The organism is Azospirillum sp. A29 (genome assembly GCF_042604625.1).
Lineage (GTDB): Bacteria > Pseudomonadota > Alphaproteobacteria > Azospirillales > Azospirillaceae > Azospirillum > Azospirillum palustre.
In genome coordinates, this window is the sequence record NZ_CP170463.1 from 772,037 (window position 1) to 784,804 (window position 12,768).

The following is a 12,768-nucleotide window of genomic DNA, read 5'->3' on the forward strand; positions in this document are numbered from 1 at the left end:
CGGGCCGGGGTGGCGTACCCGGCCGCAGGTCGCCTGTGACGGGAGCGGACGGATGGACGGCGGGATGATCGCGACGACAGATACCCTGGTGCGCTTCACCGGGGTGCAGAAGACCTACGATGGCGAGCATCTGGTGGTGAAAAGCCTCGATCTCGACATCCGCAAGGGCGAATTCCTGACGCTGCTGGGGCCGTCGGGGTCGGGCAAGACCACCACGCTGATGATGCTGGCCGGGTTCGAGGTGCCGACCCATGGCGACATCTTCATCGGCGACCGGCCGATCAAGAACGTTCCGCCGCACAAGCGCGACATCGGCATGGTCTTCCAGAACTACGCCCTGTTCCCCCACCTGACCATCGAGGAAAACGTCGCCTTCCCGCTGTCGGTCCGCGGCGTTTCCAAGGCGGAAACCAGGGACCGGGTCCGGGCCGCGCTCGACATGATCAAGCTCGGCAACCTCGCCGGCCGCCGTCCCGGCCAGCTGTCGGGCGGCCAGCAGCAGCGCGTGGCGCTCGCCCGCGCCCTGGTCTTCAACCCGGCGCTGGTGCTGATGGACGAGCCGCTGGGCGCGCTCGACAAGCGCCTGCGCGAGCATATGCAGCTGGAGATCAAGCGGCTGCACGAGACGATGGGCCTGACCGTCGTCTACGTCACCCACGACCAGGGGGAGGCGCTGACGATGTCCGACCGCATCGCGGTCTTCAACGACGGCATCGTCCAGCAGATCGACCGGCCGGACGCGCTGTACGAGCGGCCGGTGAACAGCTTCGTCGCCAACTTCATCGGCGAGAACAATGTTCTGAGCGGCGTTGTCGAAAATATCGAACAGGGCTGGGCGCGGGTCGCGCTGGATGCCGGCGGTTCGGTGGTGGCGCAGGCGGTGAACATCGGCGGCGCCGGTAACCGCACCTCGCTGTCGCTCCGCCCGGAGCGCGTGGCGATCGAGACCGGCGACAGCGGCGACAGCACGATGAACCGGCTGCCGGCGACGCTGACCGACCTGATCTATCTCGGCGATCACACGCTGGCGGTGCTGAGCACCCCGGCCAACCCGGAATTCATGGTCAAGCTGCCGGCCGGCTCCTATGCCGGCCTGGTGCCGGGCCAGGACGTCTACATCGCTTTCCGCCCGGAGGACTGCCGGGCGCTCGATCCGGTCTGAGGACGTGGTTCCTCAGCGCCAGGGTGCCTTCCAGCAACAACAACCACGACGAATAAGGACGGGGATCATGTCGAAGATTAAGGTGGCTCTCGGTTTCGCTGCGACCTTCACCGCCCTCACGGCCCTGTCATCGGCGGCCAGCGCCCGCGACCTCACCGTCGTGTCGTGGGGCGGCGCCTATCAGGACGTCCAGAAGAAGGTGTATTTCGAGCCGTTCAAGGCCACCGGCACGGCGATGAACGACGAGTCCTGGGACGGCGGCGTCGGCGTCCTGCGCGCCAAGGTCCAGGGCGGCGCCTCGACCTGGGACGTGGTGCAGGTCGAGAGCGAGGAACTGGCGCTCGGCTGCGACGAGGGCCTGTACGAGAAGATGAACTTCTCCAAAATCGGCGGCGAGGATTCCTATCTGCCGTCGACCGTCAACGCCTGCGGCGTCGGCGCCATCGTCTATGACTTCGTCCTGGGCTACGACAAGGACAAGCTGAAGGACGCGCCGAAGAGCTGGGCCGATTTCTTCGACACCAAGAAGTATCCGGGCAAGCGCGGCCTGCGCCAGGGCGCCAAGACCACGCTGGAAATCGCGCTGATGGCCGACGGCGTGGCGCCTGCCGACGTCTACAAGGTTCTGGGCACCGAGGCCGGCATCGACCGCGCCTTCAAGAAGCTCGACACCATCAAGAACGACATCGTCTGGTGGAAGGCCGGCGCCCAGCCGCCGCAGCTGCTGGCGTCGGGCGAAGTGGCGATGACCTCGGTCTATAACGGCCGTATCGACGCCGCCAACAAGAACGAGAAGAAGAACTTCGGGATGGTCTGGAACGGTGCGCTCTACACCGTCGACAGCTGGGTCATCCTGAAGGGCAGCCCGAACCAGGATGCCGCCTACAAGTTCCTGAGCTTCGTCGGCAAGCCGGAGAACCAGGCCAAGCTGTCCGAAGGCATCGCCTACGGCACGTCGAACAAGAAGGCCCCGGCGCTGCTGCAGAAGGCGGTTCTGACCGACCTGCCGACCGCGCCGGACAACATGAAGAACGCGATCGAGATCAACACCGACTTCTGGCTGGAGAACATCGACCGCCTGACCGAGCGCTTCAACAAGTGGGCGGCGAAGTAAGCTCTATCTGAGGGCCACCCTATACCCCCTCTCCCCCCGCTGACGCGCAAACGAAGTTTGCGCTGATGCGACAGGCGGACCTCCGGTCCGCCGATAGCGGGGAGAGGGTCGGGGTGAGGGGGAAGCGCAGCGGCACGCATCGGGCCGAAATATGCTTCCCCACTATACTTTTCGGCGGATCGTTTCCCGCCCTTCGGTGACCGGACGCCATGCGTCCCCCTCACCCTGACCCTCTCCCCGGGGGGAGAGGGGATGGTCCCGCGTTTCGGGGCTTTATGCACCTGCGTCTTTCCAACAGGACAATGCCGATGACAGCCGCATTCGTTGCCGGCGCCGACGTGCCGTTGAAGCGTCGATTGAAACGGGCCGAGCGGGCCCGGCAGTTCCGTGCGCTGGGTCTGGTGCTGCCGCTGCTGGCCTTCCTGCTGTTCACCTTCGTCGTGCCGCTCGCCGGCATGATCTGGAAGTCCGCGGACGACTGGGAGGTGCCGCAGGTGATGCCGCAGACCGTCGCGGCGCTGAAGCAGTGGAACGGCCAGGGCCTGCCCGACGAGGCCGCCTTCGCCGCACTCGCCGCCGACATGCGCACCGCGCGCGATGCCGGAACGCTGGCCGTTGCGGCCAAGCGGCTGAACTACATCGTCAACGGCTACCGCACGACGCTGCTCTCCACCGCGCGCAAGCTGAAGGAGCAGCCCGCTCCCGGCACTGCGAAGGAGACGCTGATCGGCCTCTCGCCCGCCTGGGGCGAGCGCGAGAGCTGGACGGCGATCAAGAGCGCCAGCGGCCCGGTCACCAGCTATTACCTGCTGGCCGCGGTCGACCTGACCCGCAACGCCGACGGCGCCATCGTGGCCGCCCCGCCGGATCAGGCGATCTACCGCGACGTCTTCATCCGCACCTTCACCATCGGCTTCGGCGTCACCGCGCTCTGCCTGATCCTCGGCTTCCCGGTCGCCTATCTGCTGGCGAACCTGCCGACCGGCCGGTCGAACCTGCTGATGATCTTCGTGCTGCTGCCCTTCTGGACCTCGCTGCTGGTGCGCACCTGCGCCTGGATCGTGATTTTGCAGAGCGAGGGCATCGTCAACGGCTCGCTGCAATGGCTGGGCGTGATCGACGAGCCGATGCGGCTGATCTACAACCGCTTCGGCGTCTACATGGCGATGACCCATGTGCTGCTGCCCTTCATGATCCTGCCGCTCTACAGCGTCATGCGCGGCATCTCGCCGGCCTATATGCGGGCCGCCGCCTCGCTGGGCGCGCCGCCGGCGACCGCCTTCATGCGCATCTACCTGCCGCAGACCATTCCGGGCATCGGCGCCGGCTGCCTGCTCGTCTTCATCCTGGCCATCGGCTACTACATCACGCCGGCGCTGGTCGGCGGGGCCGCCGACCAGATGATTTCGTCCTTCATCGCCTTCTACACCACGGAAACGGTCAACTGGGGCCTCGCCTCGGCGCTGGGAGCGGTTCTGCTGCTCTCCACGCTGGTGCTGGCGCTGGTCTACGGCAAGCTGGCGCTCGGCCGCCAGACGACGGGAGGTCTGAAGAATTGAGCGCGAACCATTCCCCCCAGACCGCCAGCCAGCGTTTCGCCTGGATGGCGACGGTCGTCGCCTCCACGCTGGTGTTCATCTTCCTGATGGCGCCGATCCTGGCGATCGTGCCGCTCTCCTTCAGCTCCAGCACCTACCTGACCTATCCGCTGCCCGGCCTGTCGCTGCGCTGGTACGAGGATTTCCTCGGCTCGGCCCGCTGGATGAACGCGCTGAAGAACAGCGTCATCATCGGTGTGGCGTCGTCCATGCTGTCGATGGCGCTGGGCACGCTGGCCTCGCTGGGTCTGGCCCAGTGGAAGAGCAAGTGGAAGCCGCTGGTGCTGGCCGTCGTGCTGTCGCCAATGGTGGTCCCGGTCGTCATCACCGCGGTCGGCGTCTATTTCTTCTTCGCGCCGCTGGGGCTGACCGGCAACTATCTCGGCTTGATCCTGGTCCACACCGCGCTGGCGACGCCCTTCGTCGTCATCACCGTGTCGGCGACCCTGCAGAGCTTCGACATGACGCTGGCGAAGGCCGCCGCCTCGCTGGGCGCGCCGCCGCTGCTGACCTTCCGCAAGGTGATCCTGCCGCTGATCCTGCCGGGTCTGGCGTCGGGTGCCCTGTTCGCCTTCGCCACCAGCTTCGACGAGGTGGTGACGGTGCTGTTCCTCGCCGGGCCGGAGCAGCGGACGCTGCCGCGTGAGATGTTCAGCGGCATCCGCGAGAACATCAGCCCGACCATCACCGCGGTGGCGGTGGTGCTGACGGTGATCTCGGTCTGCATGCTGTCGACGCTGGAAATCCTGCGCCGGCGCAACGAGCGGCTGAAAGGGAAGGCGGAGTAGGGGAGTGTCTGACGGGGAGGGGGGTACGCTCCTCCCCGGTCCCGCTCACAGATAGGGCGGGGTGCAGGCGCTGATCACCTCGCACTCCACTTCGCCGATGTTGCGGAAGCGGTGGCTGACGCGGCTGTCGAAGAAATAGGCGTCGCCGGGACCGAGAAGCTGCTTGCGGTCACCCACCGTCAGTTCGATCTGGCCCTTGATGACGATACCGCCTTCCTCTCCCTCGTGCTGGAGCATGGTGCGGCCGGTGTCGGCGCCGGGGGCGTAGCGTTCGTGGAGGATTTGCAGGTTGCGGCTGCGCAGGTCGCCGACCTGACGGAAGGAAACCTGGCCGACCGTGCCCTTCAGCTCTCCGGCCAGTTCGATCAGCTCGTCGCCCTTGAAGAAGATCTGCTCGGGCGGCGGCAGGTCATCGGAGGAGAAGAATTCGGCCAGGGTCATCGGGATGCCCTGAAGCACCTTGCGCAGCGACGATACCGACGGGCTGCTGCGGTTCTGCTCGATCAGAGAGATCGTGCCGTTGGTCACTCCGGCCCGCTGGGCGAGCGCCCGCTGCGACAGCCCATTCTGCTCGCGGATCTGCTTCAACCTGGCGCCGACGTCGAATTCCATCACCGGACTCCTGCTCCACTTCCATTAAGGCAATAGCCCATTCGCGCAACCCCGTCATCAGAATATGAACAGTTAAACAGGGGTTGTTTAATTTATTAAACATGGTAGGCTTCTGTCCAAGGTCCAGGCCCCCGCGCAGGAAATCCTTGAATGCCAAGGAAGTTTTCGCCGGGCGCGGCCGGCCGGTTCCACATTCCTTCATCCAGGGCGGATCGAACATGCTGTCGCTGAACGACCAGGGCCTTCTCCGAACCAAGGGCTACGTGAACGGTGCGTGGCGCGCGGCCGATTCCGGGAAGAGCTTCCCGGTCACCAACCCCGCCACCGGCGCCGTCATCGCCGAAGTGTCCGACATGGGCGCGGCCGAGACGCGCGAAGCCATCGATGCCGCCAACGCCGCCCTGCCGGGCTGGAAGGCCAAGACTGCCAAGGAGCGCGCGGCCATCATGCGCCGCTGGTACGAGCTGATCCTCGCGGCGCAGGAGGATCTGGCCCAGCTGATGACCGCCGAGCAGGGCAAGCCGCTGACCGAATCGCGCGGCGAGGTCGTCTATGGCGCGTCCTTCATCGAGTGGTTCGCGGAGGAGGGCAAGCGCGCCTACGGCGACGTGATCCCGAGCTTCGCCGCCAACAAGCGCATCGTCGTGCTGAAGGAGGCCATCGGCGTCGTCGCGGCGATCACGCCGTGGAACTTCCCGAACGCCATGATCACCCGCAAGGTGGCTCCGGCGCTGGCCGCCGGCTGCACCGTGGTGGTCAAGCCGGCCGAGGACACCCCGCTGTCGGCGCTGGCGCTGGCCGAGCTGGCCGAGCGCGCCGGTTTCCCCGCCGGTGTCTTCAACATCGTCATGGGCAGCGAGCCGGCCGCCATCGGCAACGAGCTGACCCACAGCCCGATCGTCCGCAAGGTCAGCTTCACCGGCTCGACCGAGGTCGGCAAGCTGCTGATGCGGCAGGCCGCCAGCACGGTCAAGAAGGTGTCGCTGGAACTGGGCGGCAATGCTCCCTTCATCGTCTTCGACGACGCCGACCTGGACGAGGCGGTCAAGGGCGCCATGGCGTCGAAGTACCGCAATGCCGGCCAGACCTGCGTCTGCGCCAACCGCCTGCTGGTCCAGGCCGGCGTCTATGACGCCTTCGCCGCCAAGCTGGCCGAGGCCGTCAAGGCGCTGAAGGTCGGCGACGGCACCGAGGCCGGCGTCACCCAGGGTCCGCTGATCAACGCCGACGCCGTCGCCAAGGTGGAAGAGCTGATGGGCGATGCGCTGGAGAAGGGCGCCAAGGTCGCTCTCGGCGGCAAGCGCCACGCGCTGGGCGGCACCTTCTTCGAGCCGACCATCCTGACCGGCATCACCACCGAAATGCGCGTCGCCCGCGAGGAGATCTTCGGCCCGGTCGCCCCGCTGTTCAAGTTCGAGACGGAAGAGGACGCCATCCGCATGGCGAACGACACCGAGTTCGGGCTTGCCGCCTATTTCTACAGCCGCGACATCGGCCGTGTCTGGCGCGTGGCGGAAAAGCTGGAATACGGCATCGTCGGCATCAACGAGGGCATCATCTCCACCGAGGTGGCTCCCTTCGGCGGCGTCAAAGAGTCCGGCATCGGCCGCGAAGGCTCCAAGTACGGCCTCGATGATTTCATGGAAGTCAAATATCTCTGCGTCGGCCTCGGCGCCTGATCCCCCCAAGGGAAAAGACAAAGGAACACAGACCATGACCACCAACCAGTCCTTCGTCGCCCGTCGCGAGGCCGCCGTCTCCCGTGGCATTTCCGCCGGCATGCCCTTCTACATCGACCGTGCCGAGAATGCCGAGATGTGGGACGTCGAGGGCAAGCGCTTCATCGACTTCGCCGGCGGCATCGCCGTGCTGAACACCGGCCACCGCCATCCGAAGGTGATGGAGGCGGTGAAGGCGCAGCTGGAGCGCTTCACCCACACCTGCGCGATGGTCACGCCCTATGACAGCTTCGTCGAGCTGGCGGAGAAGCTGAACGCGCTGGTTCCCGGCCCGACCCCGAAGAAGACCGCCTTCTTCACCACCGGTGCCGAGGCGGTCGAGAATGCCGTGAAGGTCGCCCGCGCCGCCACCGGCCGTCCGGGCGTGGTTGCCTTCTCCGGCGGCTTCCACGGCCGCACGCTGCTGACCATGGGCCTGACCGGCAAGGTCGTGCCCTACAAGGTCGGTTTCGGCCCGTTCCCGGCCGAAATCTTCCACGTGCCGTTCCCCAACGCCTATCGCGGCATCAGCGAGGCGGAGAGCCTGAAGGCGCTGGACACTCTGTTCAAGTCCGACGTCGATCCGGCCCGCGTCGCCGCGATCATCATCGAGCCGGTGCAGGGCGAAGGCGGCTTCAACATCGCCAGCCCGTCCTTCCTCCAGTCGCTGCGTGCGGTCTGCGACAAGCACGGCATCGTCATGATCGTCGACGAGATCCAGACCGGCTTTGCCCGCACCGGCAAGATGTTCGCCTTCGAGCATGCCGGGATCGAGCCGGACCTCGTCACCATGGCGAAGAGCTTGGCCGGCGGCTTCCCGCTGTCGGCGCTGACCGGCAAGGCGGCGCTGATGGATGCCCCGATCCCCGGCGGCCTGGGCGGCACCTATGCCGGCAGCCCGCTGGCGACCACCGCGGCGCTGGCCGTCATCAACGTCATCGAGGAAGAGAAGCTGGTCGAGCGCAGCGAGAAGCTGGGCGAACGCATCGCCGGCCGCTTCCGCACCATGGCCCAGCGCAACAGCCTGTCGGTGATCGGTGACGTCCGCAACCTGGGCGCCATGGTCGCCATGGAGCTGGTGACCGACCGCGAGACCAAGGAGCCGGCGGCCGACCTGACCAAGGCGCTGGTCGCCAAGGCGGCGGAAAAGGGCCTGATCCTGCTGTCCTGCGGCACCTATGCCAACGTCATCCGCATCCTGGTCCCGCTGACCGCGTCGGACGCCCTGGTCGACGAAGGCCTGGACATCATCGAGCGCTCGCTGGAAGAACTGGTGTCGGCGTAATAACCTCCCCCTCCCGCCCGTCCGTCCCGAGAGGGGCGGACGGGCGGGAGGGACGTGGGGAACAGAATAATTCAGGAGGAAGACACCTTGGCCGGACCCTTGTCGCACATCCGGGTGCTGGAGCTGTCGCGCGTGCTGGCCGGGCCGTGGTCGGCGCAGACGCTGGCCGATCTCGGCGCCGACGTGATCAAGGTGGAACGGCCGGGTGCCGGTGACGATACCCGCGCCTGGGGCCCGCCCTGGGCCGGCGACCAGTCTGCCTATTTCCTGTCGACCAACCGCGGCAAGCGGTCGATCACCATCGATTTCGAACGGCCGGAAGGGCAGGAGCTTGTCCGCAGGCTCGCCGCCCAGGCCGACGTCGTCATCGAGAATTTCAAGGTCGGCGGGCTGGTCAAATACGGGCTCGACTATGACAGCCTGAAAGCGGTCAATCCGCGGCTGGTCTATTGCTCGATCACCGGCTTCGGCCAGACCGGGCCGTACCGCAACCGCGCCGGCTACGACTTCATGATCCAGGGCATGGGCGGGCTGATGAGCATCACCGGCCAGCCCGACGGCGAGCCGGGCGCCGGTCCGGTCAAGGTCGGCGTCGCGGTGACCGACATCTTCACCGGCCTTTACGCCACCATCGGCATCATGGGCGCGCTCGCCCACCGCGACCGCACCGGCGAAGGGCAGCAGGTCGATCTGGCATTGCTCGACGTGCAGGTGGCGGTGCTGGCGAACCAGGCGATGAACTGTCTGGTCGGCGGCAAGGCGCCGCAGCGTCTCGGCAACGCCCATCCCAACATCGTGCCCTATCAGGCCTTCGCCACCCGCGACGGCTACATCATCCTGGCGGTCGGCAACGACGGCCAGTTCGCCAAGTTCTGCACGGTCGCCGGCCGCCTCGATCTGGCGAAGGACGAGCGCTACGCCACCAACCCGGCCCGCGTCGCCAACCGCAAGGAACTGGTGGCCCTGCTGGAGGAACTGATCCGCACCCGCGACAGCCAGGACTGGCTGGGCGCGCTGGAGCAGGTCGGCGTGCCCTGCGGTCCGATCAACGATCTGGCCGCGGTCTTCGAAGACCCGCAGGTCAAGGCCCGCAACATCCACCAGGATCTGCCGCACCCGACCCAGGGCAGCGTGCCGACGGTGGCGAGCCCGATCCGCTACAGCGGCACCCCGCTGGTCCACGACACCGCCCCGCCGACGCTTGGCCAGCACACCGACACGGTGCTGGCAGAATCCCTCGGGCTGGGCGAGGCCGACATCGCCGCCCTGCGCGAGAAGGGCGTGATCTGAGCGCTGTTTCGGAAGCCGGAAAGCGCGAGCTTTCCGGCTTTGTCGTCAGAACTCCGTCACCACGGTGACGCCGGTGCCCTCGAACCTGTCCATGCTCATCAGGGCGTCGATGGACTGTTCCAGCGTGATCGTCCGGCCGATCAGCTTCTCCGGCGCCAGCTTGCCGGACCGCATCATCTCCAGCATCGCGTCGTAGCGGTGAGCCTGCATGCCGTGGCTGCCGAGGATCTCCAGCTCGTTGGCGATGACGCGGCTCATCGGAATGGCCGGCGTGCTGTTCTCGGCCAGCATCAGCCCGACCTGCACATGCTTGCCCCGCTTGCGCAGGTTGGCGATCGAATTGAAGCAGGTTGTGGGGTGGCCCAGCGCGTCGAGCGAGACATGGGCGCCGCCGCGCGTGATCTCGATGACCGCTTCGGCGACCTGCCCGACCTCCGACGCGTTCACCGTGGCGACGGCGCCGAGCGCGCGGGCCAGGGCGAGCTTGTCTTCCGAGATGTCGACGGCGACGACATTGGCGCCCACGGCATTGGCGATCATGATCGCCGACAGGCCGACGCCGCCGCAGCCGTGAACGGCGACCCACTGGCCGGCGGAGGTCTTGCCCTGGTCGATGACGGCGCGGAACGAGGTCACGAAGCGGCAGCCCAGGCTCGCCGCCGTGGTGAAGTCCATGCTCTCCGGCAGGCCCACCAGATTGATGTCCGCCTGATGCAGGCCGACATATTGCGCGAACGACCCCCAATGGGTGAAGCCGGGCTGGAACTGCCGGTCGCAGACCTGATGGTTGCCGGAATGGCATTCGGGACAGGCGCCGCAGCCGCCGACGAACGGGACCGTCACCCGGTCCCCGACCTTCCATTTCGTCACATCCCTGCCGACCGCCTCGACGATGCCGGCCAGTTCGTGGCCGGGAACATGGGGAAGCTGGATGTCGGTATCGTGGCCGACCCAGCCGTGCCAGTCGCTGCGGCAGACGCCGGTCGCCATCACCTTGACGACGACGCCATGCGGCTCCGGCGTCGGATCGGGCACGGTCATGATTTTGGGCGGGGCGGAAAATGCCTCGTAGACCACGGCTTTCATCGGGGAACTCCGTCTGGACGCTCCCCGCAGTCTACGACGGACCCGCTGAAATTGGCTTTCAATTGAAGATCGGTCGAACCGCAGATATGAAGGATTCTTTCTTCTGATGGCGCACTGATGAAGGAGTCCTTCGATATGGACCCGCTGGATAAAATGGATGCCGCGATTGTGGACCGGCTGCAACAGGATGGCCGGCTGTCCAACGCCAGGCTGTCCGAACAGCTGACGCTCAGCGAGGCGTCCTGCTGGCGGCGGCAGAAGCGTCTGGAGGAAAGCGGGGTGATCAAGGGCTATCAGGCGGTTCTCGACCGCCGCAAGCTCGGCTTCGGTGTCATGGCCTTCGTGCAGATCGTCTGCACCCAGCATGGCGAGGAGGCGACCGCGGCGTTCGAGGCGATCATCCAGGGCTGCCCCTCTGTGCTGAGCTGCCACAACACCACCGGAGAGGCGGATTTCCTGCTGGTGGTCGTCGCGCGCGATCTCGACGACTACAGCGGGTTCGTCGACCGGGTTCTGCGGAAGCTGCCGGGCGTGGCCAGCATCCGCTCGAACCTGTCGCTGCGGGAGATGAAGGAGACCAACCGGCTGCCCGTTCAACAGGCGCCCTATCGCTGACCGTCCCGGCCCCGCAGGCGGAGTCAATCGGGCCGATTGAATTTTCGCATCGCTCCTGCCCGCCGGGCGGGGGTTGCGTTCGTCCGCCATTCCAGCAATATCGCTGCCCGCGCAGGTCTCCGGCCTGCTCCCGCGGATCCCACGCTCTCAACCATTGCCGGACCCCTCCATGACCGCGGCCCCCGCGACCGACACCCGCCGTGGCATCCTGATGATGCTGGGCGGGATGACGCTCTTCACGCTGAACGACGCGCTCGGCAAATGGCTGGTGGCCGACCACCCGGTCGCCATGCTGCTGGCCGTGCGCAGCCTGTTCGGGTTGGCGGTGCTGGCGCCGATGATCTGGCGCGAGGGCATCGCCGCGGTCTTCGCGGTGGACCGGCTGCCGCTGCACATCCTGCGTGTGCTGCTGATGACGGTGGATGTCGCCTGCTTCTACTGGGCGGTCGGTTATCTGCCGCTGGCCGACGTGATGACCATCTACATGTCGGCGCCGCTGATCGTCACCGCACTGTCGGTGCTGGTCCTGCGGGAAAGCGTCGGCTGGCGCCGCTGGGTGGCTGTGCTGGTCGGCTTCGTCGGTGTCGTCATCGTGCTGAACCCGACCGGCCGCTTCGACCTGTGGCCGTCGCTGGTGGCGCTGATCGGCGCCTTCATCTTCTCCAGCGGCGTGATCTCCACCCGCGTCCTGCGCTCCGCCTCCAGCCTGACGCTGGTCGGCAACCAGATGGTCGGCGGCCTGCTGATCGGCGGGGTGACGCTGCCCTGGACCTGGGAGGCGCCGGGCTGGTTCGGCTTCATCCTGCTGGGGCTGCTGGGCGTCACCGCGCTGGCCGGTCACGCCATGATGAACCGCTCGCTGCAACTCAGCCCGGCCGCGGTGGTGGTGCCGTTCCAGTATGTGTCGATCCTGTGGGCGGTGATTCTCGACCTCGCCGTCTGGGGCACGGCCCCCACCGCGCGCATGGGGGTGGGGGCGGCGCTGATCATCGGCAGCGGCCTGTTCATCGTCTACCGCGAACAGCGCGTGAAACGAGGCGTCGTGGCAGAGGGGGTGGCGGAGGTGCCGTAAGCTGCTGTGAGGTTTTGCCTTACAGCGCGAAATAGCGCGGCACCAGCCTGACCGTCACCGGGTCCACCGGACGCCAGCCATAGTCGCGGATGACGTCGTTGGATTCCACCGGGCGCCGCCCGTCCGCCAGCGACCAGGTGATGTGGTAGGTCGATCCGTCCGGCCGGTCGCTGGCGCCGTCGACGGCGACGACCAGCGCCTGCACCCCCTCGCCGTCGTCGGCATAGCCGATCACGTCGGCCTCGGTGGCGGCGGGCAGCGGCTCCTGCGGCCCGACGCCGAAGGTCAGGGTCACATGGTCGGCGACCAGCCTCTCATAGCGGGGCGGAAGCAGGGCCAGCAGGCGCCCGCGCTCGTCCGCCGGCAGTTCCCACCCGGTGTATCCCGATCCCATCGCCCGCTCCTCCGAACCGAAAGGCGCCGGCACA

The 12,768-nt window shown here is 66.9% G+C and carries 12 protein-coding genes; 9 read left to right on the forward strand and 3 right to left on the reverse strand.

The features are described 5' to 3' along the window. Positions 1-52: 52 nt before the first annotated feature. The 4 genes from ABNQ38_RS11995 to ABNQ38_RS12010 all read left to right on the forward strand — a co-directional run bounded on the left by ABNQ38_RS11995 (position 53) and on the right by ABNQ38_RS12010 (position 4,662). On the forward strand, positions 53-1,162 hold the full coding sequence (locus ABNQ38_RS11995; RefSeq protein WP_377807065.1) for an ABC transporter ATP-binding protein: 1,110 nt from the start codon (positions 53-55) through the stop codon (positions 1,160-1,162). 67 nt (positions 1,163-1,229) lie between these two features. Beyond that, the gene (locus ABNQ38_RS12000) at positions 1,230-2,276 is read left to right on the forward strand and encodes an ABC transporter substrate-binding protein (protein ID WP_377807066.1); all 1,047 of its coding nucleotides are present in this window, start codon (positions 1,230-1,232) and stop codon (positions 2,274-2,276) included. A gap of 308 nt (positions 2,277-2,584) precedes the next feature. After that, on the forward strand, positions 2,585-3,835 hold the full coding sequence (locus tag ABNQ38_RS12005; protein ID WP_377807067.1) for an ABC transporter permease: 1,251 nt from the start codon (positions 2,585-2,587) through the stop codon (positions 3,833-3,835). Beyond that, positions 3,832-4,662: an ABC transporter permease gene (locus ABNQ38_RS12010; RefSeq protein ID WP_199235309.1), complete on the forward strand. Its 831-nt coding sequence runs from the start codon at positions 3,832-3,834 to the stop codon at positions 4,660-4,662. The genes ABNQ38_RS12005 and ABNQ38_RS12010 overlap by 4 nt, the downstream gene beginning before the upstream one ends. Positions 4,663-4,707: 45 nt before the next feature. Here ABNQ38_RS12010 and ABNQ38_RS12015 read toward each other — a convergent pair whose 3' ends face one another. Continuing rightward, the gene (locus tag ABNQ38_RS12015) at positions 4,708-5,274 is read right to left on the reverse strand and encodes a cupin domain-containing protein (protein ID WP_377807069.1); all 567 of its coding nucleotides are present in this window, start codon (positions 5,272-5,274) and stop codon (positions 4,708-4,710) included. A gap of 218 nt (positions 5,275-5,492) precedes the next feature. On the opposite strand from ABNQ38_RS12015, the gene ABNQ38_RS12020 reads away from it, so the two are divergent. The 3 genes from ABNQ38_RS12020 (at position 5,493) to ABNQ38_RS12030 (ending at position 9,567) form a co-directional block, all read left to right on the forward strand. Continuing rightward, complete coding sequence (locus ABNQ38_RS12020; RefSeq protein ID WP_377807421.1) at positions 5,493-6,953, forward strand: NAD-dependent succinate-semialdehyde dehydrogenase; 1,461 nt, start codon at positions 5,493-5,495, stop codon at positions 6,951-6,953. Positions 6,954-6,987: 34 nt separating this feature from the next. Beyond that, positions 6,988-8,277: a 4-aminobutyrate--2-oxoglutarate transaminase gene (gene gabT, locus ABNQ38_RS12025; protein ID WP_377807070.1), complete on the forward strand. Its 1,290-nt coding sequence runs from the start codon at positions 6,988-6,990 to the stop codon at positions 8,275-8,277. 87 nt (positions 8,278-8,364) lie between these two features. Continuing rightward, positions 8,365-9,567, forward strand: coding sequence for a CaiB/BaiF CoA transferase family protein (locus ABNQ38_RS12030; protein ID WP_377807072.1), 1,203 nt, complete (start codon positions 8,365-8,367; stop codon positions 9,565-9,567). A gap of 45 nt (positions 9,568-9,612) precedes the next feature. On the opposite strand, the gene ABNQ38_RS12035 is transcribed toward ABNQ38_RS12030, so the two are convergent. Then, positions 9,613-10,653 (reverse strand): zinc-dependent alcohol dehydrogenase family protein, encoded by a 1,041-nt coding sequence (locus ABNQ38_RS12035; RefSeq protein WP_377807073.1) that lies wholly within the window; start codon positions 10,651-10,653, stop codon positions 9,613-9,615. Between the two features lie 135 nt (positions 10,654-10,788). Between ABNQ38_RS12035 and ABNQ38_RS12040 the strand changes: the two genes are divergently transcribed. Together ABNQ38_RS12040 and ABNQ38_RS12045 are read left to right on the forward strand one after the other, a co-directional pair. Further along, on the forward strand, positions 10,789-11,268 hold the full coding sequence (locus ABNQ38_RS12040) for an Lrp/AsnC family transcriptional regulator (protein WP_377807074.1): 480 nt from the start codon (positions 10,789-10,791) through the stop codon (positions 11,266-11,268). 169 nt (positions 11,269-11,437) lie between these two features. Then, positions 11,438-12,340, forward strand: coding sequence for a DMT family transporter (locus ABNQ38_RS12045; RefSeq protein WP_377807075.1), 903 nt, complete (start codon positions 11,438-11,440; stop codon positions 12,338-12,340). Between the two features lie 19 nt (positions 12,341-12,359). On the opposite strand, the gene ABNQ38_RS12050 is transcribed toward ABNQ38_RS12045, so the two are convergent. After that, on the reverse strand, positions 12,360-12,734 hold the full coding sequence (locus tag ABNQ38_RS12050; RefSeq protein WP_109049511.1) for a hypothetical protein: 375 nt from the start codon (positions 12,732-12,734) through the stop codon (positions 12,360-12,362). Positions 12,735-12,768 lie beyond the last annotated feature (34 nt).